This is a genomic window from Enterobacter cloacae complex sp. HYC080_NIDB (assembly GCF_056673325.1).
The window spans coordinates 4,462,390-4,486,616 of sequence record NZ_CP114212.1 but is presented as its reverse complement, the minus strand read 5'-3'; the positions used below and the strand labels follow the sequence as shown (position 1 = coordinate 4,486,616).

Sequence of the window (24,227 nt, the reverse complement as noted above, 5' to 3'; positions counted from 1 at the left end):
GAACGTAAGGGGCAAGCCGCCCCTTAATCATATAACCAGTGTCCGGATTTGGCAGACTCAATAATCATTTCGAGCGTTAGCGGCTTATACTGTCGATCCCGAAACTTCTTTCGAAGTCCAAACTGGAACCAAAACAGCTCCGGCTCAAAATAGTTGTCCAGAACAAAGTTGCTGTACTCAATCCCATAGCGATTGAAAAGGTCAAGCAGCATATCCTCAAGATCTTCAGGAACGAGGTTAAAATGCTCCTGGAAGGTCCATTCCTTCTGGGCGGGACGTTTCAGTTCACTGTAGTTTTCAGTGATGTAATCCAAAAATTCTTGATCATCAGGCAATAACATTAGAAGTATGTCCATTCGATCCGATCTTTCGGTCGGGCTATCAGGTTGTACTTGTTTCTGGTTTCTTTGGCCACAAGGGCAAAAACAATGACTGCCTGGGCATAGCCGACGAACGGAACAACCCTTCCAACTACTGCCCCAACCTTATTTGTTTGTCTTGTTTTACCCATACCGATCATGGTCTCCACCCTCATACCTCCAGGAAAGCGGACTCCCTTTAATATGCGACGTGCTAGTTTGGAGGCAACACTTGTACGCGAGCCTGACGCGCCTAACACCTTACGCTTGGGTATTAAAGGCTGACCTGCAAGGATTGTTGCAGCAGTCTCTATCGTTACGCCCAAATGGTTCGCCAGACCCTCAGCGAATATCAGCAAAAATAGCTCCTGTGGGGTTACATTCGAATTCCCGCGATAGAAATACGTCCCACCAGATTCCTCTATTGTATCCATAGCATCATCCTGAATTCAGTTTAAACAAGGTTATAGCCTTGCTTAATGTAAGGATAATGAGTGAGTAATAGTTTTATGAAATTAAGAAAAGCGCCCGCAAACAGGCTATTTGTCGATTATGAGGTCGTGATGTCGGCAAGCTGTAATGATGCTGGCATCTTCTGAAATTGCATATAACATATGAGCTTGACTTAAGGATATTTTACATCCCACCTTTACTCCGCTTTACAGACCCGCTCCCCTGCATGCTCTACAGTTTATTTTTGCTGCCGCGCTGCGCGGCATTTGACCGTTTTGTTATGGAGAGCCCGCATGTTAACCCGACGATTATCCTGCCTTGCGCTGCTGATGGCGCTGGCGTCACCCGCAATGGCCGCGGATACCCCTTCCTACGGCGAGAAGCTGGAAGGTTTCGATTATGGCTGGCCGGTAAAACACTTTACCTTTACCTCGCAAAACCAGTCTCTGGATATGGCTTATCTGGACGTTAAGCCGGAAAAACCCAACGGTCGCACCGTGGTATTGATGCACGGCAAAAACTTCTGCGCTGGAACCTGGGACGGCACGATCCGCGCGCTCTCGGCCAGGGGTTATCGCGTGGTGGCACCCGACCAGATCGGTTTCTGTAAATCCACCAAGCCGGAGCGGTATCAGTACACCTTCCAGCAGCTGGTGGACAATACCCATGCGCTGCTCGCATCCCTGGGTGTCGATCGCGTGACGGTTATCGGGCATTCGACCGGCGGCATGCTGGCGACGCGCTACGCGCTAATGTGGCCGCAGCAGGTGGAACAGTTGGTGATGGTCAATCCGATTGGGCTGGAAGACTGGAAAGCGCGCGGTGTTCCGCATATTACCGTCGACCAGTGGTACCAGCGCGAACTGAAAGTCAGTGCCGACGGTATTCGTCAGTACGAGAAAAACACCTACTACGCTGGGGAGTGGAAGCCGGAATACGAGCGTTGGGTGACCATGCTCGCCGGGCTGAACAACGGGCCGGGCAAAGCGCGCGTGGCCTGGAACTCGGCGCTGCTCTACGACATGATCTACACCCAGCCGGTGATCTACGAATTTAGTGAGCTGAAGATGCCGGTATTATTGATGATCGGCACGAAGGACAACACCGCCATCGGGAAAGATCTCGCCCCGCCGGAGATCCGCAAGACGCTCGGCAACTATGCGGTGCTGGGGAAAGAGACGGCAAAACGCATTCCGCACGCGACGCTGGTGGAATTTAACGATATGGGTCATGCGCCGCAGATGCAGGATCCTGCGCGCTTCCACGAGGCACTGCAAAAGGGGCTTCAGCGCGGCGATCCGCTTTTAGAATGATTTTCCACCTCTTTTCACTACACTAATAGCATTTTGCCCGCTGTCGAGGCCTTGCGTTTCCCGCTATGATAAGCGGCTAGTCTGAGGAGAACGCATGGTCTGGATAATGCTGGCAACGCTTGCCGTGGTGTTTGTGGTGGGATTTCGTGTCCTGACCTCAGATTCCCGCCGCGCCATCAAACGTTTAAGCGAACGGCTGGGAATCACCCCAATGCCGGTTGAGTCGATGATCGATCAGTTCGGTAAAACAGCCGGGAATGAGTTTATCCGTTATCTTGAACGCCCGGACGAGGCGCATCTGCAAAACGCGGCGCAGGTATTGCTGATCTGGCAGGTCTGCATTGTCGACGGCAGTGAAGAGAACCTGCACACGTGGCACCGTCTGCTGCGTAAAGCCCGCCTGGGTGCGCCGATCACCGATGCGCAAATTCGTCTGGCGCTCGGCTTTATGCGCGAGATGGAGCCCGACCCGCAGGAGCTTAATGCCTTTCAGCTACGCTATAACCAGCTTTTCCTGCCGGAAGAGGGCGTGTTTTACCTGCATTAATTCCCTCTAAAAACCACAAAAGTTGTCTAAACGTTAAATCCGTCACACTTTTGATGATAAACTGCGCGACTTTTCCGCACGTTTTTATCTTCAGGTGACGCCATGACAGAACATATCCAGCCTTCGACCAGACCGCAGACCAAAGAGGTTTCACGCCCCAACTGGTCGGCGGTTTTCTCCGTGGCATTCTGCGTTGCCTGTCTGATCACCGTCGAGTTTCTGCCGGTCAGCCTGCTGACGCCGATGGCGCAGGATCTCGGCATTTCCGAAGGCGTGGCGGGGCAGTCTGTTACCGTGACCGCCTTTGTGGCGATGTTCGCCAGTCTGTTTATTACGCAGGTGATTGGCGCCATTGACCGCCGCAAAGTGGTTATTCTTTTCAGCGTCCTGCTGACGCTCTCCTGCCTGCTGGTCTCCTTCGCGGAGAGCTTCACCCTGTTGCTGCTGGGGCGCGCCTGTCTGGGACTGGGTCTTGGCGGTTTCTGGGCGATGTCCGCCTCGCTCACCATGCGCCTGGTACCCGCGCGTACGGTGCCGAAAGCGCTGTCCGTCATCTTCGGTGCGGTCTCCATCGCGCTGGTGATTGCCGCGCCGCTGGGCAGCTTCCTCGGCGGGATCATCGGCTGGCGTAACGTCTTCAACGCGGCGGCGGTGATGGGCGTGCTCTGTATTATCTGGGTATGGAAGGCATTGCCGTCCCTGCCGGGCGAAGCGGCGCATCACAAACAGAATATGTTCAGCCTCCTCAAGCGTCCGGGTGTGCTGGCGGGGATGACCGCCATCTTTATGGCCTTTGCCGGGCAGTTTGCCTTCTTCACCTATATCCGTCCGGTGTATATGACCATGGCGGGCTTTGACGTGGATGGTCTGACCCTGGTGTTGCTGAGCTTTGGTATCGCCAGCTTTGTCGGTACGTCGCTGTCGTCCCAGTTCCTGAAACGTTCCCTGAAAGTGGCGCTGGCTGGCGCGCCGCTGGTACTGGCAGTGAGTGCCACGGTGCTGGTGCTGTGGGGTAGCGATAAGTGGGTCGCCTCGGCGATTGCGGTTATCTGGGGCTTTGCCTTTGCGCTGGTGCCGGTGGGCTGGTCGACGTGGATTACTCGCTCGTTGGCCGATCAGGCGGAGAAAGCCGGGTCGATTCAGGTGGCCGTGATCCAACTTGCAAACACCTGCGGCGCGGCGGTGGGCGGCGTTGCACTGGACCATCTGGGACTGACGTCGCCGCTGGTGATTTCCGGTACGCTGATGTTGCTGACAGCGCTGCTGGTGGCCGGGAAGGTTAAGGCGAAGTAAACCAAATGTCCCCTCTCCCCTATGGGGAGAGGGGACATCAGGCTACGCCGATGCCTTAACCCTTCTACGCGAATCCATCGAAATCAGCACCACCGACGACACAATCAACAGCGTCCCCAGCCAGTCCGGCAGGGTGAACGCCACACCCAGCAAAACCACCGACAGTAATGCGCTGCTCAGCGGCTCGGCGCAGCTCAGAATGCTTGCCTTCGGCCCGCCAATCATCTGTGCGCCTTTCAGATACAGGCTAAATGTCAGCGCCGTACCGATTACCACCAGGTAGAAGAAGGCCAGCAGCAGGCCGCCGTCAATCACAAAGGTGGTCCCGCGTCCGGCGTAGAACGGCGTCAGCATGAGCCCGGCAATCAACATACTCCAGCCGACAATCGGCAGCGTGCCGTAGCGGGCAATAAGTGTTGAGGGATACGTGGTGTAAAACGCGGCGGCAAAGGCCGAGGCGATACCGAAGAACAGCGCGGCAGGGGAGATGGAGAGCGAGGTCGGGTCGCCGTGAGTCACCAGCAGGAAAGTACCGATCAACGACGTAAAAATCGCTGACAGGACAAACACGCCGGGACGCTTTTTCCGCGCCAGCGCAAACCAGGCCACGATAATGGTCGGTGACAGAAACTGCAGCACGGTGGCGGTAGCCGCGTTGGATTTTTCAATCGTCAGCAGGAAGGTGAGCTGCACGGTGAGCGCGCCAACCAGAGAGAAGAACAGCAGGCTGAGGGCATCTTTGCGATGCTTGATGACCGAGAAAATCTTGTCGCCGTGAACGAAAGAAAGCGTCAGCAGGATCACGCCGGTAAACAGCAGGCGAACCATGGTCAGGTAAGGCGAAGAAATGTGGCTTTTCTCCATGATGTACTGCGCGCAAACCCCTGAACTTCCCCATAAAACGGCGGCGATCAGGACGTTTAACATCCCTTTGCGTGTGGAACCCATGTTCTCCCCTGTTATGTTGATTTTTTTTGTAGCATAACATGGGATATAGCCGGGTTGTGTGCGGCCTGATGCCCTCACCCCAGCCCTCTCCCACGCGGAGAGGGAGAAAACACTAAAAACGGCAACGTTGCGTTGCCGTTTTGCGTTTACCTTGCTAGAACCACGCCTCCCACATCGCGCCGACGTTGAAGTCGTCCAGCGTTTCGTCTTTGGTATTATTCACGCGGGCGGTGCGTTCGTTATCCACTTTGCCGCCGGTCACGTAGAAGCGCAGCATTGGACGGAACTCCGGACCCATGGCGATAGACATGTTCTGCGACAGGGTCAGCTTCCAGCCCTTGTTATCGCCGCCGTTGTCATAATCAACGTGCTGCCAGCCCGCTTCGAGCCAGGTGGAGTGAACGTCGTTCCACCAGTGCATTGGGCGCACGATGGCGTTGTAGTTCTTACGGTTGTCGGTCTTATCACGACTGTTGTCGTAGTCGTGGAAGGCGAGGATGTACTCTACCTGCGTGGCCTGGGTGAATTTGTATAACCCTTCGAAGCTGGCGTAAACCGTGGTCAGATCCTCGGTTTTGTTGAACACGCTGTTGTCCGCATTATCGGAGTAACGCGCGATCACCTTGTTCACGCCGCTGTCGTTGGTGTGGCTCAGCACCACGCCGCCCTGCCAGGCGTTCAGGCGCTCGTCGCTTTCAACCGCTTTGGAGTCAAAGCCGTAGTTAGCGTACAGCTCCATGTCGATCGGGCCGAGCTTCATGCCGTGAATTTTTGACGTCGCGGCGTAGTTGCCTTTGTCGCCCGTGCCGGAACCGCCGGTACAGGTGATGCGCGATGGGTTGGCTTCATCCTCCATCACTTCCGGGCTACAGGATTCCACTGCCGCCACGGCAGCGACGTCAAACTGCACGCCGCCGATGTCGAAGTTTTTCACACCGGCACCCTGGCCGTCGTGGTTCATCCAGAAGTAATCGTTAATGCCCTGCTGTGGACGCTGATGGAAGTCACGACCCGCCCAGAAATAGGCGTTCGGGTTGGAGGCCATAATGTTGGTCACGCCCGCGTAGGCTTTTTTAAGGTTAACTTCGTCGCCCCAGTGGTCGATCATCACGTTGATGTCCCAGATGGCGCCGTTATCACCCTTGAAGGCTTTAGAGAGCTGGAATTCCCCACCGTTGCCCTCGTTACCCAGACGACCAATCGCGGAGGCGCCGTTGTAGGAACCGTCCACCGCCACGTATTTCTGATCGGCGGCCTGGAAGTGCGCGCCGTAGCGGGCATAACCGGTAAATTTCACCCCGAACGGGATCGCCATATCCGGGGATTGCGCCGCGCTTTGCGGCTCGGTCACCACGTCTGCCTTTTTCGCGACCGCCGCATCCATTTTGGCCTGCCGCTCGGCCAGCGCTTTGTCCACCGCTTTAGCCACAATGGCGTCGATTTGCTCCTGCGTAAATTCTTGTGCGAGTACAGAAATTGGGCAAAGCGCGGCGATAACCGCCATGGTTAATGGAAGTTTTTTAATCGTATTCATGGTTATCTCAATATAGTTTAATTTTATTCAGACAATAACCATCCCGCTCCGATCTGACAGAGTATGTCGCTATCATCAGAACAAGTGGATCTCTATTTAGGGTACAGAGGTATTACATTAATTATTTCGCCATAGACTATCTCTGATATAAATGAATAATTTCTTCGGATAATTCACGCGCTAATAAGGAGTTCATTAAATGATCCTGGGCCTGAACCATAATTAAGGTCATCGGCTGGCGGCCTTCGCCAGCATCCTGCTCAATCAGTTTGGTTTGGATCTTGTGCGCCTGGCGCGCGTAGCCATCGGCTTCGCGCAGCAGACTTTTGGCCTCGTCAATGTTGCCCTGACGCGCCGCGTGCAGGGCCTCAAAGCACAGGCTGCGCGACTGTCCGGCATTGACGATAATTTCCATTACGGCTTCTTCTAGTGCGATCATCATCATTACTCTTGTTCAAAACTATTATTTAAGGCGGTGGCGGCAAACCACTCTCCGCTTTTCTTAATGGTGCGCTGCTGCGTCTCTACATCGAGCTGAATAAACCCGTAGCGATTTTTATACGCATTACACCATGACCAGTTATCAATAAACGTCCACATATGGTAGCCAAGACAATTGCAGCCCTCGCTAATCCCTTTATGCAGCCACGTTAAATGCTCAGAAATAAACTCGATGCGGTATTTATCGTTAATCTGGCCATTTTCAATAAAGCGCTGTTCATTTTCGACACCCATACCGTTTTCCGAAATAAAGCAGCGCGGGTTGCCGTAATTATCACGCAGGTTAACCAGAATATCGTAAATACCCGGCGCGTAGATTTCCCAGCCGCGGTACGGGTTCATCTTGCGGCCCGGCATTTCGTAGTTATCAAAGAACCACTCCGGCATAAACGGCGCCTGCGGGTTCACCGCGCTGTCACGACACTTAACGCGGCGCGGCTGATAGTAGTTCACGCCGAGCAGGTCGATTTTCCCTTCCGCGATCAGGGCGCTATCTTCCGGCTTACAGGCAGGCAGCTGATCGTATGCCTTCAGCAGCGCAACCAGGTCCGCCGGGTATTCGCCGCGCAGGACCGGGTCGAGGAAGCTGCGGTTAAACATCAGATCCGCAATGTGTGCCGCCTTCACGTCCGCCGGGTTTTGCGAGCGCGGATAGGACGGCGTCAGGTTTAATACGATGCCGATTTCCCCCGCGTAGTGACCGGCGCGGTAGGCCTGAACCGCCTTTGCGTGGGCCAGCACGGTGTGATACGCCACGGTGGCTGCCCGACGAAAATCCACCACGTTCGGGTAGTGGAAGTCGTACAGATAGCCGCCTTCCACCGGGACGATCGGCTCGTTGAAGGTAAACCAGTGCAGCACGCGATCGCCAAACAGCTCAAAGCAAATCTGCGCATAGCGGGCGTATGCGTCCACGACTTCTCGGTTTTCCCAGCCACCGATCGCCTGCATCGCCATCGGCATGTCGAAATGGAACAGGGTAATAAACGGCGTGATGCCCTGTTCATTCAGCTCATCAATGACCTGATGATAAAAATCGACCGCTTCCGGGTTCACTTCACCGATACCGTCAGGGATCAGGCGCGCCCAGCTAATCGAGGTACGAAAGCTGTTGTGGTTCAGCTGCTTTAACAGCTGAATGTCCGTTTTCCAGTGCTGATAAAACGTGGAGGTCTGCTGCGGCCCCACGGCGTTGTGAAAACGGTTTGGCTCGCGGGCAAACCAGTAATCCCAGGTGGTTTCGCCCTCTCTTGCCCCTTCCGTCTGGAGAGCGGAGCTTGCGCTGCCCCACCAGAAGTTATCGGGAAATGCGTATTTCATGACCTTTCCTCTTTGACTTAATTGCTTGCGGTTTCGGCAGCACCGACGGTCGCCTGCGCTTTCTGCTCTTCGTTTTTCATCAGCGTACGCTCATAGGCACGCAGGAAAGGCAGATACATCAGCGCGGACATCACCATACACACAAGGCACATCACCACCGGGCTCAGCGCCCAGTTCGCCGCCCACGAGGCGCCAATCGGTGCCGGGGTGGTCCACGGGGTTAACGAGACGACCTGCGCCAGCCAGCCGAGTTTGGTTGCCGCATACGCCAGACAGGCGTTGATCAGCGGAACGCACACGAACGGAATGAACAGCATCGGGTTCATGATGATCGGCGCGCCGAACAGAATCGGTTCGTTGATGTTAAAGAAGCTGGGCACCACGCCCATTTTGCCGATGGTACGCAGATGGGTAACGCGGCTGCGCAGCAGCAGGAACGCCAGGGGTAACGTGGAGCCTACGCCGCCAATCAGCAGGTAGTGATCCCAGAAGCCCTGCAGGTATACGTGCGGCAGCGCCGCGCCGGCCGCCAGTGCCGCCTGGTTTGCCGAGAGGTTCGCCATCCAGAACGGGTTCATGATGCCGGTGACAATCAGCGAGCCGTGGATACCGGCGAACCAGAAGATCTGGCACAGCAGCACGGAGAGCAGAATAGCGGGCAGGGAGTCGGAGGCAGAGACCAGCGGCTCCAGCAGGTGCATGATCGCCTGCGGGATAATCATGCCGGTTTGCGCTTCGATGAACAGGTTCAACGGGTGCAGGGTACCGATCACCACCATCACCGGGATCAGGATCTCAAACGAACGCGCCACGCCGGTCGGTACTTCTTTCGGCAGGCGGATGGTGACGTTGTTCTGCTTCAGCCACGCATAAACGCGGGTGGCGTAGATGGCGGTGATCAGCGCGGTAAAAATGCCCTGGCCGGAGAGATACTGGGTCGAGATTTTACCGTCGGCATACGGCGCGGCGACCAGCAGGAAGGCCATAAAAGCCAGCAGGCCGGACATCACCGGGTCGAGGTTAAACTGGCGCCCCAGGCTCGCCCCAATCCCCACCGAGATGAAGAAGGTCATCACGCCCATGCTGAGGTTAAACGGCAGCATCAGCTGTTCGCGGTAAGTCTGGGAGAAATCCAGCCAGCCGCGCGCAAAGCTATTGGTAGTATCCGCCGAAAACGGCGGGAAGATGAACACCAGCATAAACGAGCCGATGATCATGAACGGCAGCGCGGCGGTAAAGCCGTCGCGGATAGCAATCACATACTTTTGCTGACCAAGTTTGGCGGCCAGCGGGGTAATTGACTGCTCAATCACCGCGACCATGGATTGATATAACGAACTCATGTGAACACCTTTTAGTGTGCCGCTTCGATGAGCGACAGAGCATAGTCCAGTACTTTATCGCCACGCTGCATGCCGTAGTCCATCATGTCGATGGGCTGGACCGGAATGCCTTTCGTAGCCGCCTTGTCTGAGAGTGTCTGTAACATGTATTTCACTTGTGGTCCGAGAAGCACCACCTGGTATTGCGGAAACTGCGTATCAAATTCGGAAACACCGTACGCATCTATTTTCACCGGCAAACCACGTTCTTTCGCGACATCGACCATTTTGCTGACCAACAGGCTGGTGGACATCCCGGCAGAGCAGCACAGCATAATCTTGAACATCGACAACCATCCTCTAAATGTAAAAAGTTATTGCGGGAATGATTGGACATTATACGGAAACCGGTTTCCATTCATAAAAGACAGAAGTGTGACAACCATCAAGATCCCTTACTTATGAGGCTAATTAACCGGATGCATGTCACATAATTTGGCTGTTTTGACATCATTTTGAGTGGAAACGGAAAATCGGTTTCCATGGAAAACGGAAACGGATATACTCCGTTCTGGCTATAATATGAGCCGAAGCGGTCATGGAATTTGCAGGCGCGAGGTAAGCCTGTCAGGGGAAAGAGATGTCGACAATCAATGATGTATCACGTCTTGCCGGGGTATCTAAAGCCACGGTATCGCGAGTGTTGAGTGGGTCGCGTGGCGTAAAGGAAGCCAGCCGTCAGGCCGTTCTGAAGGCAGTGGATGAGCTTAACTACCGGCCTAATGTGATTGCCCAGTCGCTGCTGAGCCAGTCGACGGGATGTATCGGCGTCATTTGCGCACAGGAAAATATTAACCAGACCACCGGTTATTTGTACGCGCTGGAAAAACATCTCAGCCAGCATCAAAAACACCTGCTGCTGCGCTTCGCGCATAGCAAAGCCGAAGTAATGAATGCGCTCGAAGAGCTCTCCTGCGGTTTGTGTGATGACATCCTCGTCATCGGCGCGCGTTTCCCGCTGGACGTGGATATGGACAACGTCATCCTCGTGGACTGTATGGAGTCCGATAATTCCAATAGCATCCAGTTCGATCACGCCTTTGCCGCTGAAACCGCCTGTAACTACCTGACCAGCCAGGGTCGTCGCCAGATTGCCCTGATCCACCCGCACGGCAGCGGTTTTGCCGATCAGGTGCTGCTCGGCTACAAACATGCGCTGGAGAAAAATTTTCTGCCCTTTAATCGCAACCTCGTCTTTATGGACGCGACCTCCTCGTCCGTTGCGCTACAGGAGCTGCTTAACAACGCCAGCACGCTGAATTTCAACGCATTACTGGTGGCGGACGAGCAAGAAGCCCAGCGAGTGATCCCACAGCTGCAGGCGTTTAATAAATCCGTGCCGGAAGACATTATGGTCTTCAGCCTTGCTGGATCCCTGCACCTGCCGGGTATTCCGGTGATCCCGGCCATTGAATATTCCATGGATGCCATGGCGGCGCGTATCGTGAGCTGGCTGACGGAGAAAACGCAGATGCTGGGTTCGTATGTGCTGCGCGGGGATTTAATTATTCCGGATGTGCGTAAGCGTTAAAAATGTTGTGTAGGCCGGGTAAGGCGCAGCCGCCACCCGGCGAGAAGCACGTTTCCAGCCCTCAATAATCTTCCATACAGTCCACCTGACCAATCGCCGCCCAGTAAGCATCCAGATTGTCGCGCTTGACGGCGGTAACGGCATTTTTGATCAGCAACTGATTGGCCTCTGACGACAAAATCATCTCCTGCCAGGCTTTATCGCTCTGCTTTCTCTGTGGCGTACAGGTTTTCTTAATATCTTTAAGGACCTGCTGCTTTATTTGCGCCTCTTTCGCGGGGTCATCCTTTTCCTGAGCATGGACAAACGCGGCGAAGAGCAGACAAACCAGCAGGCAGACCAGGTGCGCAGCTTTCATCAAAACCCCCTTTAGAAGTCACATGCTTCCCATGAAATATATCGTTACATTCAGTGTAGCGACGCCAGTCGAAAGTATGAATTTTCTCCACGCCACCGGTGTGCGATAGTGAGATGGCACAGAAAACAAGGAGAGAAAATATGCACTTGAGCATTACTGACGCCGTCACGCCGCAGGAAAAAGAAGAGCTACTTGTGGGTCTGAGAGCCTATAACGGACGGTTCCTCGATTTGACGAACTTTAGCGGTGACATAGGCGTTTACGTTCGAGACGAAAAGGGCGTCATGCTGGGCGGCTTAATTGGCGTACGTAAAGGCGACTGGCTGAATATCGACTATCTCTGGGTGAGCGATACCGTGCGGGGCAGCGGTGTGGGCGGCCAGCTTATCAACACGGCGGAAAATGAAGCCAGGCGTAAAGGCTGCAAGCACGCGCTGGTGGATACCGTTAGCTTCCAGGCGCGCCCGTTCTATGAAAAACAGGGCTACCAGCTGCAGATGTCTTTGCAGGATTACCCATACCCGGGTATGCAGCGTCATTACCTGACGAAAGCGCTTTAAATTCTGATTCTGCGGGCCGGGGAAGCGCAGAGCCACCCGGCGATACCCGCATATAACTTATCCTTCTTATTGATTCTTTTTCGTTTTTTATTTCCCCGCCTCGTTGTCGATATAGTCATTGAAACATTCAGCAAAAGGAACTGTCTCGTGAAACGTCGATTGGGTGCGCTGGTCCTCGCTGGCCTGCTGCTGGCAGGGTGCGATCAAAATGGCAGCGATGCCAGACACATTAAAGTAGGCGTCATCAACGGCGCCGAGCAGGACGTGGCGGAAGTCGCCAAAAAGGTGGCGAAAGAGAAATATGGTCTGGACGTGGAGCTGGTCGGCTTCAGCGGCTCGCTATTGCCTAACGATGCCACCAACCAGGGGGAGCTGGATGCCAATGTCTTTCAGCACCGTCCGTTCCTTGCAGAAGATAACAAGGCGCATGGCTACAAGCTGGTTGCCGTGGCGAATACCTTCGTGTTCCCGATGGCCGGTTATTCACGCAAAATCAAATCCGTTTCGGACCTGAAGAACGGTGCGACCATTGCCATTCCAAACGACCCAACCAACCTTGGTCGTGCGCTGTTGCTGCTGCAAAAAGAGAAGCTCATTACCCTGAAGCCAGACACCGGCCTGCTGCCGACGGCGCTGGATATTACCGCTAACCCTAAACATCTGAACATCATGGAGCTGGAAGGGGCGCAGCTGCCGCGCGTGCTGGACGATCCCAAAGTGGATGTCGCCATCATCAGCACCACCTATCTTCAGCAAACCGGGCTGTCGCCAGTGCATGACAGCGTCTTTATAGAAGATAAAAATTCGCCGTACGTGAACATCGTGGTGGCGCGCGAAGACAACAAAGACGCGGAGAACGTGAAGGAATTTATCCAGTCGTATCAGTCACCGGAAGTGGCGAAAGCGGCTGAGACGATCTTTAACGGCGGAGCGGTACCGGGCTGGTAAATTCTGCCTGAAAACGCGGGGTTTAAATTGGCCCGATTCCATCGGTAATTGCCCTTTAACCCACAGCGTGACCTGCGACGTCGGGCTATCCTCCTTATCACACCAACCGGAGGATAGCCCATGAACATTACCCAAATTCGCAACGCCACCCTGCTGATTACCTACGCTGGAAAACGTCTTTTAATCGACCCGATGCTGGCCCCGAAAGATGCTTATCCGGGTTTTCCCGGCACGGCGCATGCCGAGCGTCGTAACCCGACGGTCGAACTCCCTGTTGACGTCAACACGCTGCTGAACGCCGACGCGGTGATCGTCACCCATACCCATGACGATCATTGGGATCGCACCGCGGCAGAGCTGATCGCCAAAGACAAACCGATCTACGTGCAAAACGACCGTGACGCCGCGCTGCTGCGCAGCCAGGGGTTTAGCAACCTGACGGTCATGACCGACGCGACCTTCTTCGGCGATATTCAGATTACGAAAACCCACGGCGGGCAGCACGGTACCGACCGGGCCTACGCCGTGCCGGAGCTGGCGGAGCGTCTGGGCGAAGCCTGTGGCGTGGTGCTGCGTCATCCCGATGAGAAGACGCTCTATCTAGCAGGGGATACCGTCTGGCGTGACGCGGTGGCGGCCGATCTGCAAAAGCACCAGCCGGACGTGGTGGTACTGAACGCAGGCTATGCACACGTCATTGGTTTTGGCCCCATTATTATGGGGCAGGAGGATGTCCTAAACGTTCATTTCCTGCTCCCAGAGGCCAAAATAGTGGCGAGCCATATGGAGGCGATTAACCACTGCCTGTTGACCCGCAGCGCGCTGCGTGAGTACGTTGAAGCCAATCAGGTGAGTGACGCAGTGACCATTCCCCAGGATGGCGAAACCGTTATATTCTGAGTGCGTTAAAGGGAAAGGAGAGACAAATGTCGCTAATCAACGTCGCGATTGTCGCGGTAGACGGGTTCAGCCCGTTCCACTACTCCGTTCCCTGCATTCTGTTTGGCGATTCCGTCTCCGGCGAAAAGCGCTTTAACGTGACGATTTGCGCCGAAACGCCGGGGTTCCTCACCTCAAAAGACGGGTTCGCCCTCAACGCCACGCAGGACTACACCGCCATTGGTCGGGCCGATATAGTCGTTGTTCCCTACTGGCAGCACGTCCTCGAACGCCCGCCTCAGACGCTGCTCGACAGCCTGGTGCAGGCGAGAGACAACGGCGCGGAAATCGTCGGGCTGTGTCTGGGGTCGTTTGTGCTGGGCTATGCGGGCATTCTCGACGGCAAGCGCGCTGCCACCCACTGGGAGTTCGAAAATCAGTTCCAGTCGCTCTTTCCGCACGTCCAGTTGGATATCAATGCCCTCTACGTGGATGACGGCAATATCATCACCTCTGCCGGAACCGCGGCTGCGCTGGACTGCTGCCTGTATATCATTCGTCAGCGCTTTGGCAGCGTGGTCGCCAACCAGATTGCCCGGCGGATGATTGTGCCGCCGCACCGCGAGGGCGGTCAGGCGCAGTTTATTGCTCAGCCTGTTCCGAATGACACCCGCGATGCACGTATCAATTGCCTGATCGACTATCTACAGCAGCACATCACCGAACCGCATAGCCTGGACTCGCTGGCGGAGGTGGTTTCGATGAGCCGCCGCACGCTGACCCGTCACTTTATTAAAGCCACGGGAATGAGCGTCGCCGACTGGCTTACCGCCGAACGCCTGCGGCGTAGCCAGATCCTGCTTGAAGCCGGAAATATGCCGATTGAACGCGTGGCCGAGCTGGTGGGATTTAATTCTGCCGTCACCTGGCGACAGCAGTTTAAGGCGCGTTTTGGGGTAAGTCCTGCGGAGTGGCGAAAGACGTTTCGCATTCACCCGTCTTCATAATTCCTTTGCGCGAAATAAAAAGGAGTGGGTGACATCTTCTGGCTGATGTTTACAAACGATTCTAACGAGCGTGACTTAAACCCCGTAGGTTTAGTTTTCTACTATGGCCGCCAGTGTCTTTTTAGCGTGATCCTGATTTTTTTTGCTGTTTGATGCAGATACGTCAGACTGGTTACAAGACGCCTCTCTTCCGGTTAAGATATTCCTCGTTACTTTCCAGAAGAAAAGGTAGTGGCATGAACAATATTGAAACGCAGTTACTTGAATCAGGCTTTACCGCAAAAGAATTAGCGTATTTGAACCGGAACATTAACCGTTATGGTTCATCCTTGCTAGAGGTCGTGCTTGAGTTAGGTAAGCGATTTCTCATGGTCTTGTGTATTACTGCGGCCGTGGCTCTGATTTTCCTGGCGCTTCTTTTTTTCGCTGAGCATTACAATGTTGTTTCCGGGGGCATTTCTCTTTTCATCGTATTGATTATCGTCTGGTTTTTTCAACCCCCGGTCATTACCTACAAAGCCTGGCGCTACAGAAAGAAATACATTAGTTCTGGCCAGATGCATTAGAAATTAAATCAAACGAGACTTTTGCAGAGACACCCCAGCCAACAATTTTCATCGTGAGCGCTGCGCGATTCATTCCGTCGACTTTGCGGTAGAAATCCAGGGGGAGATAGCGAAACAGACGCCATGATTCGGGTTTTCGTATAGCGCCAAATACCGTATAGACGCTTGCTGCCAGGTTTACGCTGTTGAATACTCCCAGAGCTGATTCACGTTTAAATCCCATAAACTGAGCGATATCCATGACACCATCTGCCAGCATCCCTTCGGAGTTTGGTTGATGTTGAAGCGTTCTGTTAATTTCTTTTGAAATGCCATTTGCCCCATCCATCACCAGAATCGCTCCTGCAAGCGCACCTACTGGATTCATTGTCATCATTGCACCTACACCTGCAACAATCTGTAACCCTGAAAGAACAACCTTAATCGACGAGATAACGTAACCGACGACTTTATTATTTTCTTTAACCAGTTCGATCTGAGCAAAAAGCTGAGCTGTACGGGAGCGAATCATTCCACTTTGCTCAAGAAGGCTTTCGTTCTCAGCCCGGATGTTTTTCAGGCATTCCATGCACTCCTCATCACTTCTGGCTGCCCGGGTTGCACTAAATTGTTGCATCACAAACTGCCGGATATCATCCATAAATTTAATCCGTGCAAGTCCGTCGCTGAGATGTTGTCCGCCGACTATATTCGCAGTATTGATAAGCTTCCGGGCTTCAAGATTTATCATGGTTTCAGCCCACGCACGGGCGTTCTGGCCAGGGAAAAGTGCAATATCCATTTAAATTTCTCATCTGATAACCAACACTTACAGATTATCCTGCCAGCAGAAACTGGCAACAATAAATTGGAAAATGTATTGCGAGATAGAAGGCCTACCCCAGCCTCTCCACCCTCGTCTCCCCCTCCGCCATCGACAGCTGGTACAGCGAAAACGATCTCTGTTTCTCAATCAACTTCGCCAGCTCCGGCGAGTGGCTGGTGAGCCAAATCTGCGAGTAGCGGCTGGCCTCGGCGATTAAGCTCGCCAGCGCGGGGAGCATCTGCGGATGCAGGCTGTTTTCCGGTTCGTTCAACGCGATAAACGCCGGTGGGCGCGGGCTTAACAGCGCCACCGCCAGGCACAGAAAGCGCAGGGTGCCGTCGGAGAACTCCGCCGGTTCCAGCGGGCGGCTCAGCCTCTCGCGCTGCATCATCATGCGAAAACGTCCGCCGGTGTTGTCGCTGTAAAACACGCAGCCGGGGAAGGCCTGGTCGAGGATGCGCATCAGGAGCAGTTCGTCGCCAATCTCCACGATGGTCTGAAACGCCGCCGCCAGGTTGGCACCGTCGCTGGCCAGCACCGGGGAACGGAACCCGACCTGCGGGGCACGCATCGCCGAGCCGGATGAGACGGAAAACTCATGATAAAAGCGCCAGTTACGCAGGGACTCGCGCATCTGCGACACTTCCGGGTAAAGATGCGGTTCGCCGAGCTGCCCGAACACCGATTCGTTCTCGTACAGCGTGCCGCTGTGGGTCACTTTCTCGTGATGCACGTTATTCAGAAACACCGCCTGATTCTTACGCTTCATCAGCTGTGACGACGGGCGTCGATGCTGGCCGCTCAGCCAGATGGACTCCTCTTTGATCACCGGGTCGAGCTGAAACTGCGAGGGATAGGGCAGTCTCTCCACAAACCCGACCTGCAGCTCGTATTCGTAGGTCTCGGTTTCCACCGCTAGGTTCATCCGCCGCAGCTGGTCGCTGCGGGTTTTGCCTGCCCAGAACACCTTCAGAATGCCGCCCTCGTTCGCCAGCGCCTGGGAGAACTGCCCCTGGGCGGCGCTGTGCATCAGGTGTATCGCCTTGTAAATATTGGATTTCCCGGTGCCGTTCGGGCCGAAGACGATGTTGAGCTGCTCCAGCTCAAGCGACATCTCGCGTATGGAGCGGTAGTTTTGAATGTGCAGGGTGTTGATCACGGGCAGGCCCCTTTTTGCAGAATAAGCCTGTATATAATCACAGTCTTTGAGGTTAAATGCAAAAAAGAGACGACAGTGAGGATGTCGTCTAAACGGGGTACTGCTTTGGGCCTCTACGGGTCAATGGGGCCTTCGCATTTTTGTGATCACTTGACTGCCAGACGCAGACCCAAATCATCAGGATAGGGATCAAAGTAGTTTTGCGTCATCAGATACCGGTCGGGATATTCGGCCAGGTAGTGCTTCAGCAGCGTGATCGGGGCGAGAATAGGTAACTGCCCGTTGCGATAGTGCAGGATCACGTCGCGCAGCTCACCGCGCTGGCGGGTGTTTAGCTGGTTGCGGAAATACCCCTGAATATGCATCAGCACGTTGGTGTGGTTCTTCCGCGAAGCCGGTTTTTTCAGGATGGTCATCAGCTTTTCCCGGTACGCCACAAAGAAGGCGTCCAGGTCTTCCCATTCGTGCAGCGAGGCAACGAACGGGCCGATTTCGCGGTAGCCCGCCTGATGGTGCGCCAGCAGCTGCAATTTATAGCGGCTGTGGAAATCCAGCAGCCCACGTCGCGTCAGCCCTTTAGCGCGCAGCGTGTTTAGCTCGTGCAGGGCAAATACCCGCTCAATAAAGTTTTCCCGCAGCACAGGGTCGTGCAGCCGACCATCTTCCTCGACGGGCAGCCACGGGTAGGTTTCAAGAAGGGCGGCGGTGAACAGCCCGACGCCCTCCTTGCGGCCCCGGTTGCCGTTTTCATCGTACAGCCGCACGCGTTCCAGGCCACAGCTTGGGGATTTTGCACAGACGATAAATCCCGAAAGATCGCCGATTTTTGGCAGATATTCCGCCGTAAAGTCGGCCATTTTCTGCGTGAGGTCATCATGAGGCGGCTTGCTGAAACGGAGCTGCGTCTCGCCGCTGTCCGTCAGCGTCAGGCGTATGGCCGGGCGAGGCGTCGGCAGGCCGATCGCCATTTCCGGGCAGACGGGGCGGAAATTCACCCACTGGGCCAGCTCATCCATAACGAAGCCCATACGCTTGTGTCCGCCGTCAAAGCGTACGGCGGAGCCGGTCAAACATCCGCTAATACCGAGCACAGGTTTCGTTGTCATGGTGTGGTCCTCCCGTTCATATAATTAAAACTTACACAACATGACTAATTTGTCCAAGTATTCGCGGAACTATTTTTTTTATTCCTTTAGAATCAATGCGTCTTAACTGCCCTTGTAGGTCGAGTAACCGTACTGACTCAGCAGAAGCGGGATGTGCAGCTTTTCGTTGGTGCGGGTCACGGTAAACAGCACCGGGATCTCCGGGAAGAAGGTGTCCAGCTTTTTACCGTGGAAGTACTCTGCGGTTTTAAAGGTCACTTTATACACGCCAGGCTGCATGTCCTGGTCCTGCGGATAGAGCGATTTAATACGTCCGTCGTGGTCGGTTTTGCCGCTGGCAACCGGGGTCCATTTGTCCTGCTGCTGCTTCTCCAGCGTAACGGTCACGTCTGATGGCGGCATCCCGGTTTGCTGGTCGAGAATGTGGACGCTCAGCGTGCCGGCAGGGGCGCTAAAGGCGGCAGGGGCAAAGGCCATGGCGGCCAGGAACAGCAGAGGGGTTGTTTTTTTCATGGTGTTTTCCTGTGGAGTTATTCGTCACAGGAAAACGTTAGCATCTGCGGCGCGGGAAAATATTCAACTTTTCGTGAAGATTCCCACAGCAGAAAATGATCAGAGGATAATCACTTCAAGCGATACCTGCTGCTGCCACTGCTCCAGCTGCTTTTTCCGTCCGGCGGTAAGTTTGCCGCTGGTGACCAGAAGCCATTTCCGCTCCGGGAAAATCTCCGGAGCCAGCGTGGCAGGGGGAACCGGCAGGATGTCGATCCGGTGACCCTGACCGGTGCGCGTTAAGGCCTCAAGCCAGATCTCGCACGGGTCGTTGAGATGCCAGCCGCTGAGCAGAATATTGTCGCCCGGCGCTTTCTTATCACCTTCGAGACAAAACGAGGTGTAGGCGATGATGATGCCGTCGAGGATCGCGCGCAGGGTCATGGCGGCGGCAACGTTAGCCGAGACCTGGCTGCGCAGCGGACGCAGCACGTTCGCGACCAGCTCTGGTCTTGGGTACTCGCGTCCGGCGTCGTAAATCATCTGGCGCAGGGATTCGACTTTGCCGTCCTGCAGGCGCTGCAGCATGTTCTGCTGCAGGGTTTGCCAGTTGTTGGTCCGCCCCAGCGTCGGGCGCTCCAGCAGCGGTTTGACCTGGCCGATAGGGACGCCTTTTTTGACCCAGTCGAGGATTTTCAGCGCCTGCTGGACGTCCTCATCGCTGTACTGGCGGTGACCGCCTTCCGTGCGCTGTGGCTTGAGTAAACCGTAGCGACGCTGCCACGCCCGGAGGGTGGTGGCGGTAATGCCGCTGAGTCTGGCGAATTCGCCGATGGAGTAAGCCATGTCCGTGTCCAGAGTGGAGGAATACTCTCAATATACTACGAATTTTCCCGAACGGGATGAAGCGCCGAAACGGTGCACTACACTTAACATCCAACCGTGCAAATGAAAGGAATTCTCATGAAGCTATGGCCTGTTGTGACCGGTGTTGCCATTGCGCTGACCCTGGTTGCCTGTAAATCCCCTACGCCGCCGAAAGGCGTGCAGCCTATTACTCATTTTGAAGCCAGCCGCTATCTCGGCAAATGGTACGAAGTCGCGCGCCTTGAAAACCGCTTTGAACGCGGTCTGGAGCAGGTGACCGCCACCTACGGCAAGCGCAGCGACGGCGGTATCAGCGTGCTGAACCGGGGTTACGATCCGGTGAAAAACAAGTGGAATGAAAGCGAGGGGAAAGCGTACTTCACCGGCGAGCCGACCACCTCCGCGCTGAAGGTGTCGTTCTTCGGTCCATTCTACGGCGGGTATAACGTAATCAAACTGGACGACAAGTACCAGTACGCGCTGGTCAGCGGCCCGAACCGCGATTATCTGTGGATTTTGTCACGCACGCCGACCATCCCGGATGCGGTGAAGCAGGATTACCTGAACACCGCGCGCAGTCTGGGCTTCCGGGTTGACCAACTGGTGTGGGTGAAGCAGTAAAGATCGTGCTTTCTTCGTAGGGTATTACGGACTCGCCTGGATAGACTTCCGTTAAAAGCCCAACGGAGGGAAGACGTTATGATCTGGCAGCCTTTTCGTGGTGACGCACCGAAAAACATGATGATTTTCAGTGCGTCCTTTCCCGACGTCAGCGACCAGTGGCCGATGAAAGACGATGCTGCCCGTGAAATCGCTGCGCTTGATCGGGCGCTGAAAGCCGAGCCAGCGCTTCGCCCTCCGCAGGTCGAATATCAGGAAGGAGGGCAGGCCGTGCTTGTCCCGCAGAACCGCTATTCCGAACAGGCCTTTCGCAACCGTCCGGCGCTTACCGCATGGCGCACCCGGCTGGTGCCCTTCGCGCTGGCGCTGTTTGTGGTGCAAAACCCGCTTGAGGATCGCCTGCCGGACGGCACAAAGATGGACAGCGATAGTCGTCAGTGGTTTATCCACGCGAACGATGCCATCGGCGTGCGCTCCCGCGCCCGGGTGCTTGCCGCGCTGGTGGAGAAGTACATTCACAATGAGAGCGAGAACAACTGGGTCAGCCTGGCAAGCGGCGCCGCCATTCCGGTGCTGGAGGCGCTGCGCGAAGCAAAGCTCGATGGCCAGCAGGTCTATCTCACGCTGGTGGATAAAGACCTCGTGGCGCTCAGCTGGGCCGAAACCATGGCGGCGCAGGAAGGCATTGTGGTGGGTGAACAGCTGACCCTGCTCAGGCGCAACCTGGTGCACACGCTGGTGCGTAACGAGGACCTGCTGCTGGAGCTGGGCGAGCATCAGGCCGAACTGGTCGACGCGCTGGGGATTTTCGAATACTTCAACGATGCCGACGCGGTGATTTTTCTCCAGCGCGCGCTGCGGCTGGTCAAGCCCGGCGGGGCGGTGATTGTCTCAAACATGCTGACCAGCAGCCCGCAGATTGACTTTGTGCTGCGCGGTATCGGCTGGGAGGATATCCACCCGAGGACGCTACAGCAGCTGCAGGATATTCACCTGGCGGCGGGCGTACCGGTGGAAAACGTCACCGTGGTCGTGCCGAAGGATGGGGTGTATGCGGTGATGGAGATTAAAGCTTAGCACGGTCGGTTCCCTCTCCCTGAGGGAGAGGGTTAGGGTGAGGGGGGAACAAGGCGCACAGAGTGACTTGAATGAATTAGGTTTTCCAGACATGATCCCCCCATGAAAATCGAAACCGCACACTCCTCACACTTCGAACGCCTGGTCGCGATCTGGGAATCCTCCGTCCGCGCCACCCATCACTTTTTACAGGAAAGCGATATTGCGGCGCTGCGTCCGCTATTGCTCAACGCGTACCTGCCCAACCTCAAGGTCGTGATAGCCCGCGATGACGCAGGCGTTATTCACGGCTTTTTAGGGGTGGATGAAAACCGCATTGAAATGTTGTTTGTGGATGATGCGAGCCGCGGGAAGGGTGTCGGGAAACTGCTGCTTAAACACGCCATCGCAGAGTTCGGCGCGAACGAAGTGGACGTGAATGAGCAGAATCCGCAGGGAGTCGCGTTTTATCGGCATATGGGATTCGAGCAGGTCGGGCGCTCGGAACTTGACGGGCAGGGGAATGCGTTTCCGTTGCTGCATATGCGGTTGGGCGGGTAGGCTTAACTCCCTCTCCTTTTGGTAGAGGGAGTTTGCAAGCTAGTTACTGGTAATTTGCCCGATAATGACGCCCCGTACTTTTTCGCCATCAAAGTAATAAGAGACCGTATTACTCTGGATGAATCCATTCTTTACTGGCGTCTCATGATAAAAAAGTACCGCTTTTTGTTTGGCAATCTCACTCTTGCCAAACCATTTAACTAAATTTCCATGACTTGCATTCAACAATGGAATATTAGCGACTGAGACGTTGACATGTTCTGTCGTTTTCACACACTCTTTATGGCTGCCATCTTTGGATATGGCCAGCGCTGTGAGCAGTCCTGCTCCCATTTCGTTATCAGAAATAAACCAGTAATTCGTGCCATCGTCGTCATGAAGGCAGACCCAGTGTGCAGAACTGTCTTTTTCAATGAGTGTACTTGTGATATCTGACAGTCGAGATACTTCCATTCGAATGGTTTTTTTGCCGTGGATAATGGCGGGAAAGAGGGGCGCATTTGTGGGTTCTTCCGGCGTTGTTCTGTCATCCTGATAATACATGGCCGCGAAACCGGACATCTGGGTTGCCGATGCATATTGAACCAAGAATAAAAGCGCAGCAGAAATCAACAGTACTTTCATTTCGATACCCTAATATGTTGCCCGGTTATTCCATTCGTCAGTATAGAGAATATTTCCATCGCAATATTTCCAGGTAATCTTCTCGTAACGGAGTTGGATCTCTTCAAGATGCGTACTTGTCAATCCTGTGGGGTGCAACAGAGGGGATATAGAGGTGATCTTGACATTCTCCATTATCATATTGAAATACTCACTTTCAACACCCTGGTCCAAGATTCGATACATTTTCAAAACTGCTTTTTGGAATGTTCTCCCTTCACACATTGCACGATACAAGACAGGTGTTGCAGCATCAAATTCCTTATGCAAGTTTAAGGGGGAATGAACTCTTGTGCCTGTTAAACGACCTGTATTCGAGTTCTCAGGTATCCATACTTGATGGTTAACTGAACGGATTTCAAAAGATCCTAATCTCGTTGGCAGTAATGATGGACCAACTACGGGCGAACCATTTTCATCAAACAACCACAGATGAGCGGGATTTGACATAATTTACTCCTGTTAAATAGTAATTATCTTTTTTTACGTAGAAGAATGCAGAGTCCTACAATAACTACAAATGACCATATTGCATTCATTGCGATTTTTTCGGGTAGCCAGGTTACGGCAAATAATGCAAATATTATGACGAATAGAAGGGGGGTTGCGCCTCTTAGGAAGAATATGAATTGACCTTTTAACCAGTCTTTAATAGCTTTAATCATCCCTTTATCATCCTTGAAATCGTATATGCAATGTCGTTGTCTGAAGCATAAAATTGGTTAAGCACAGGGGATCTCATTATTATGGGTTCAATCAAGAAAAACATCATTTCAAGTTCTTCCTGATAAAGTAGATTGTAATAATAAGCATTATAGTTTTTTAGATAGCTGGCGCTTCTTGATGCCTGCTCAACGATACCATAGGCTTTTAAACCAAGAACGGCATAAGTAGAAAACGAAGTGATCTTTTCTTTCATCCAAATGTTGGTATGAACACTACTACAAATTGCAATAGTTGCAGAGTATATAAAAGCCTGACTGGATAGCATCGATGATGAAATTGATACACCTAAACGCATAAGATTTTTTTGTATATTATGTATCCTTTTTTCACTCTTGTTAGTTAATAAGCTTTTAATATAAATGTAGAGCATCTTATAGATAACGTCCCTGTGTTTTATCAACTGAACAATACCTATCAAAAATCTTGAGTCTTCTTTGCGTAATCGTAAACATACATCCTGATAGTTTTCAGTAAAGCACGAAAGCTGATAGCTTAATCGCGTTGCCCCATCATCTATCAGTTGCGCTTGCTTTAAGACTTCATCTTTTACGCCTGTTAAGGCGTGCTCTAACTTTAAAGCCAATATTTTATGTGCATCTATTGATGTTATTAATGAGTCGCTATAATACATATCGCATCCTATAACAATAAACATAGGCACAAGTTTCTATT

The 24,227-nt window shown here is 53.8% G+C and carries 29 protein-coding genes; 12 read left to right on the top strand and 17 right to left on the bottom strand.

Annotated features, from left to right (window positions below; all coding sequences use genetic code 11):
• Positions 1-23 precede the first annotated feature (23 nt).
• Complete coding sequence (locus O1723_RS21295; RefSeq protein ID WP_014881936.1) at positions 24-341, bottom strand: DUF1493 family protein; 318 nt, start codon at positions 339-341, stop codon at positions 24-26.
• A complete protein-coding gene (locus O1723_RS21290) occupies positions 341-793 on the bottom strand; it encodes an STM2901 family protein (protein WP_014881937.1) in 453 nt (150 codons plus the stop codon). Before O1723_RS21290 ends, O1723_RS21295 begins: the two co-directional genes overlap by 1 nt.
• A gap of 312 nt (positions 794-1,105) precedes the next feature.
• Between O1723_RS21290 and O1723_RS21285 the strand changes: the two genes are divergently transcribed.
• The 3 genes from O1723_RS21285 to nepI all read left to right on the top strand — a co-directional run bounded on the left by O1723_RS21285 (position 1,106) and on the right by nepI (position 3,965).
• On the top strand, positions 1,106-2,125 hold the full coding sequence (locus tag O1723_RS21285) for an alpha/beta fold hydrolase (protein WP_014881938.1): 1,020 nt from the start codon (positions 1,106-1,108) through the stop codon (positions 2,123-2,125).
• 94 nt (positions 2,126-2,219) lie between these two features.
• Complete coding sequence (locus tag O1723_RS21280; RefSeq protein WP_014881939.1) at positions 2,220-2,672, top strand: DUF1198 domain-containing protein; 453 nt, start codon at positions 2,220-2,222, stop codon at positions 2,670-2,672.
• A gap of 102 nt (positions 2,673-2,774) precedes the next feature.
• Entirely contained in the window at positions 2,775-3,965 is a 1,191-nt protein-coding gene (gene nepI / locus O1723_RS21275; RefSeq protein ID WP_014881940.1) for a purine ribonucleoside efflux pump NepI, read from the top strand.
• Positions 3,966-4,007: 42 nt separating this feature from the next.
• Here nepI and O1723_RS21270 read toward each other — a convergent pair whose 3' ends face one another.
• The 6 genes from O1723_RS21270 to O1723_RS21245 form a co-directional block, all read right to left on the bottom strand.
• Positions 4,008-4,913, bottom strand: coding sequence for an EamA family transporter (locus O1723_RS21270; RefSeq protein WP_014881941.1), 906 nt, complete (start codon positions 4,911-4,913; stop codon positions 4,008-4,010).
• A 154-nt stretch (positions 4,914-5,067) separates the two neighbouring features.
• On the bottom strand, positions 5,068-6,447 hold the full coding sequence (locus O1723_RS21265) for a carbohydrate porin (protein ID WP_014881942.1): 1,380 nt from the start codon (positions 6,445-6,447) through the stop codon (positions 5,068-5,070).
• Between the two features lie 136 nt (positions 6,448-6,583).
• Positions 6,584-6,886, bottom strand: coding sequence for a PTS lactose/cellobiose transporter subunit IIA (locus tag O1723_RS21260; protein ID WP_248190886.1), 303 nt, complete (start codon positions 6,884-6,886; stop codon positions 6,584-6,586).
• Positions 6,887-6,891: 5 nt separating this feature from the next.
• The gene (locus O1723_RS21255; protein WP_248190866.1) at positions 6,892-8,268 is read right to left on the bottom strand and encodes a glycoside hydrolase family 1 protein; all 1,377 of its coding nucleotides are present in this window, start codon (positions 8,266-8,268) and stop codon (positions 6,892-6,894) included.
• A 17-nt stretch (positions 8,269-8,285) separates the two neighbouring features.
• Positions 8,286-9,611 carry a PTS sugar transporter subunit IIC gene (locus tag O1723_RS21250; protein WP_023331699.1) on the bottom strand — a complete coding sequence of 442 codons (1,326 nt, stop codon included), beginning with the start codon at positions 9,609-9,611 and terminating at the stop codon, positions 8,286-8,288.
• An 11-nt stretch (positions 9,612-9,622) separates the two neighbouring features.
• Positions 9,623-9,937 carry a PTS sugar transporter subunit IIB gene (locus O1723_RS21245; RefSeq protein ID WP_014830072.1) on the bottom strand — a complete coding sequence of 105 codons (315 nt, stop codon included), beginning with the start codon at positions 9,935-9,937 and terminating at the stop codon, positions 9,623-9,625.
• A gap of 293 nt (positions 9,938-10,230) precedes the next feature.
• Here O1723_RS21245 and O1723_RS21240 point away from each other — a divergent pair, with 293 nt between their 5' ends.
• On the top strand, positions 10,231-11,181 hold the full coding sequence (locus O1723_RS21240; RefSeq protein WP_014881946.1) for a LacI family DNA-binding transcriptional regulator: 951 nt from the start codon (positions 10,231-10,233) through the stop codon (positions 11,179-11,181).
• Between the two features lie 61 nt (positions 11,182-11,242).
• Here the strand turns inward: O1723_RS21240 and O1723_RS21235 are convergent, their stop codons facing one another.
• Positions 11,243-11,539, bottom strand: coding sequence for a YicS family protein (locus tag O1723_RS21235; RefSeq protein WP_014881947.1), 297 nt, complete (start codon positions 11,537-11,539; stop codon positions 11,243-11,245).
• 140 nt (positions 11,540-11,679) lie between these two features.
• Here O1723_RS21235 and O1723_RS21230 point away from each other — a divergent pair, with 140 nt between their 5' ends.
• The 5 genes from O1723_RS21230 to O1723_RS21210 all read left to right on the top strand — a co-directional run bounded on the left by O1723_RS21230 (position 11,680) and on the right by O1723_RS21210 (position 15,499).
• Complete coding sequence (locus O1723_RS21230) at positions 11,680-12,099, top strand: GNAT family N-acetyltransferase (protein ID WP_023331700.1); 420 nt, start codon at positions 11,680-11,682, stop codon at positions 12,097-12,099.
• Positions 12,100-12,246: 147 nt separating this feature from the next.
• Complete coding sequence (gene nlpA, locus O1723_RS21225) at positions 12,247-13,047, top strand: lipoprotein NlpA (RefSeq protein WP_014881949.1); 801 nt, start codon at positions 12,247-12,249, stop codon at positions 13,045-13,047.
• 120 nt (positions 13,048-13,167) lie between these two features.
• Positions 13,168-13,947 carry an MBL fold metallo-hydrolase gene (locus tag O1723_RS21220; protein WP_023336506.1) on the top strand — a complete coding sequence of 260 codons (780 nt, stop codon included), beginning with the start codon at positions 13,168-13,170 and terminating at the stop codon, positions 13,945-13,947.
• A gap of 26 nt (positions 13,948-13,973) precedes the next feature.
• Positions 13,974-14,933 (top strand): GlxA family transcriptional regulator, encoded by a 960-nt coding sequence (locus O1723_RS21215; protein ID WP_023336507.1) that lies wholly within the window; start codon positions 13,974-13,976, stop codon positions 14,931-14,933.
• Positions 14,934-15,169: 236 nt separating this feature from the next.
• Complete coding sequence (locus tag O1723_RS21210) at positions 15,170-15,499, top strand: hypothetical protein (protein ID WP_023336508.1); 330 nt, start codon at positions 15,170-15,172, stop codon at positions 15,497-15,499.
• Here the strand turns inward: O1723_RS21210 and O1723_RS21205 are convergent.
• The 5 genes from O1723_RS21205 to O1723_RS21185 all read right to left on the bottom strand — a co-directional run bounded on the left by O1723_RS21205 (position 15,477) and on the right by O1723_RS21185 (position 19,907).
• Positions 15,477-16,280 carry a DUF4225 domain-containing protein gene (locus O1723_RS21205; RefSeq protein ID WP_023336509.1) on the bottom strand — a complete coding sequence of 268 codons (804 nt, stop codon included), beginning with the start codon at positions 16,278-16,280 and terminating at the stop codon, positions 15,477-15,479. The genes O1723_RS21210 and O1723_RS21205 overlap by 23 nt on opposite strands.
• Positions 16,281-16,374: 94 nt before the next feature.
• A complete protein-coding gene (locus O1723_RS21200) occupies positions 16,375-17,463 on the bottom strand; it encodes an AAA family ATPase (protein ID WP_023336510.1) in 1,089 nt (362 codons plus the stop codon).
• A gap of 146 nt (positions 17,464-17,609) precedes the next feature.
• On the bottom strand, positions 17,610-18,569 hold the full coding sequence (locus O1723_RS21195) for a YbgA family protein (RefSeq protein ID WP_023336511.1): 960 nt from the start codon (positions 18,567-18,569) through the stop codon (positions 17,610-17,612).
• Positions 18,570-18,671: 102 nt separating this feature from the next.
• Complete coding sequence (gene uraH, locus O1723_RS21190; RefSeq protein ID WP_014881954.1) at positions 18,672-19,082, bottom strand: hydroxyisourate hydrolase; 411 nt, start codon at positions 19,080-19,082, stop codon at positions 18,672-18,674.
• Positions 19,083-19,181: 99 nt separating this feature from the next.
• Positions 19,182-19,907 carry a MerR family transcriptional regulator gene (locus O1723_RS21185; RefSeq protein WP_014881955.1) on the bottom strand — a complete coding sequence of 242 codons (726 nt, stop codon included), beginning with the start codon at positions 19,905-19,907 and terminating at the stop codon, positions 19,182-19,184.
• 117 nt (positions 19,908-20,024) lie between these two features.
• Between O1723_RS21185 and O1723_RS21180 the strand changes: the two genes are divergently transcribed.
• The 3 genes from O1723_RS21180 (at position 20,025) to O1723_RS21170 (ending at position 22,166) form a co-directional block, all read left to right on the top strand.
• Positions 20,025-20,549 (top strand): lipocalin family protein, encoded by a 525-nt coding sequence (locus tag O1723_RS21180; RefSeq protein WP_032666304.1) that lies wholly within the window; start codon positions 20,025-20,027, stop codon positions 20,547-20,549.
• Between the two features lie 78 nt (positions 20,550-20,627).
• On the top strand, positions 20,628-21,626 hold the full coding sequence (locus O1723_RS21175; RefSeq protein ID WP_248190868.1) for a class I SAM-dependent methyltransferase: 999 nt from the start codon (positions 20,628-20,630) through the stop codon (positions 21,624-21,626).
• A gap of 102 nt (positions 21,627-21,728) precedes the next feature.
• Positions 21,729-22,166: an acetyltransferase gene (locus tag O1723_RS21170; RefSeq protein ID WP_014881958.1), complete on the top strand. Its 438-nt coding sequence runs from the start codon at positions 21,729-21,731 to the stop codon at positions 22,164-22,166.
• 39 nt (positions 22,167-22,205) lie between these two features.
• On the opposite strand, the gene O1723_RS21165 is transcribed toward O1723_RS21170, so the two are convergent.
• The 3 genes from O1723_RS21165 to O1723_RS21155 form a co-directional block, all read right to left on the bottom strand.
• Complete coding sequence (locus O1723_RS21165) at positions 22,206-22,790, bottom strand: hypothetical protein (protein WP_014881959.1); 585 nt, start codon at positions 22,788-22,790, stop codon at positions 22,206-22,208.
• A 9-nt stretch (positions 22,791-22,799) separates the two neighbouring features.
• The gene (locus O1723_RS21160; protein ID WP_014881960.1) at positions 22,800-23,279 is read right to left on the bottom strand and encodes an Hcp family type VI secretion system effector; all 480 of its coding nucleotides are present in this window, start codon (positions 23,277-23,279) and stop codon (positions 22,800-22,802) included.
• Between the two features lie 211 nt (positions 23,280-23,490).
• Positions 23,491-24,186, bottom strand: a complete 696-nt coding sequence (locus tag O1723_RS21155; RefSeq protein ID WP_023336513.1) for a hypothetical protein — start codon at positions 24,184-24,186, stop codon at positions 23,491-23,493.
• Positions 24,187-24,227: the final 41 nt, after the last annotated feature.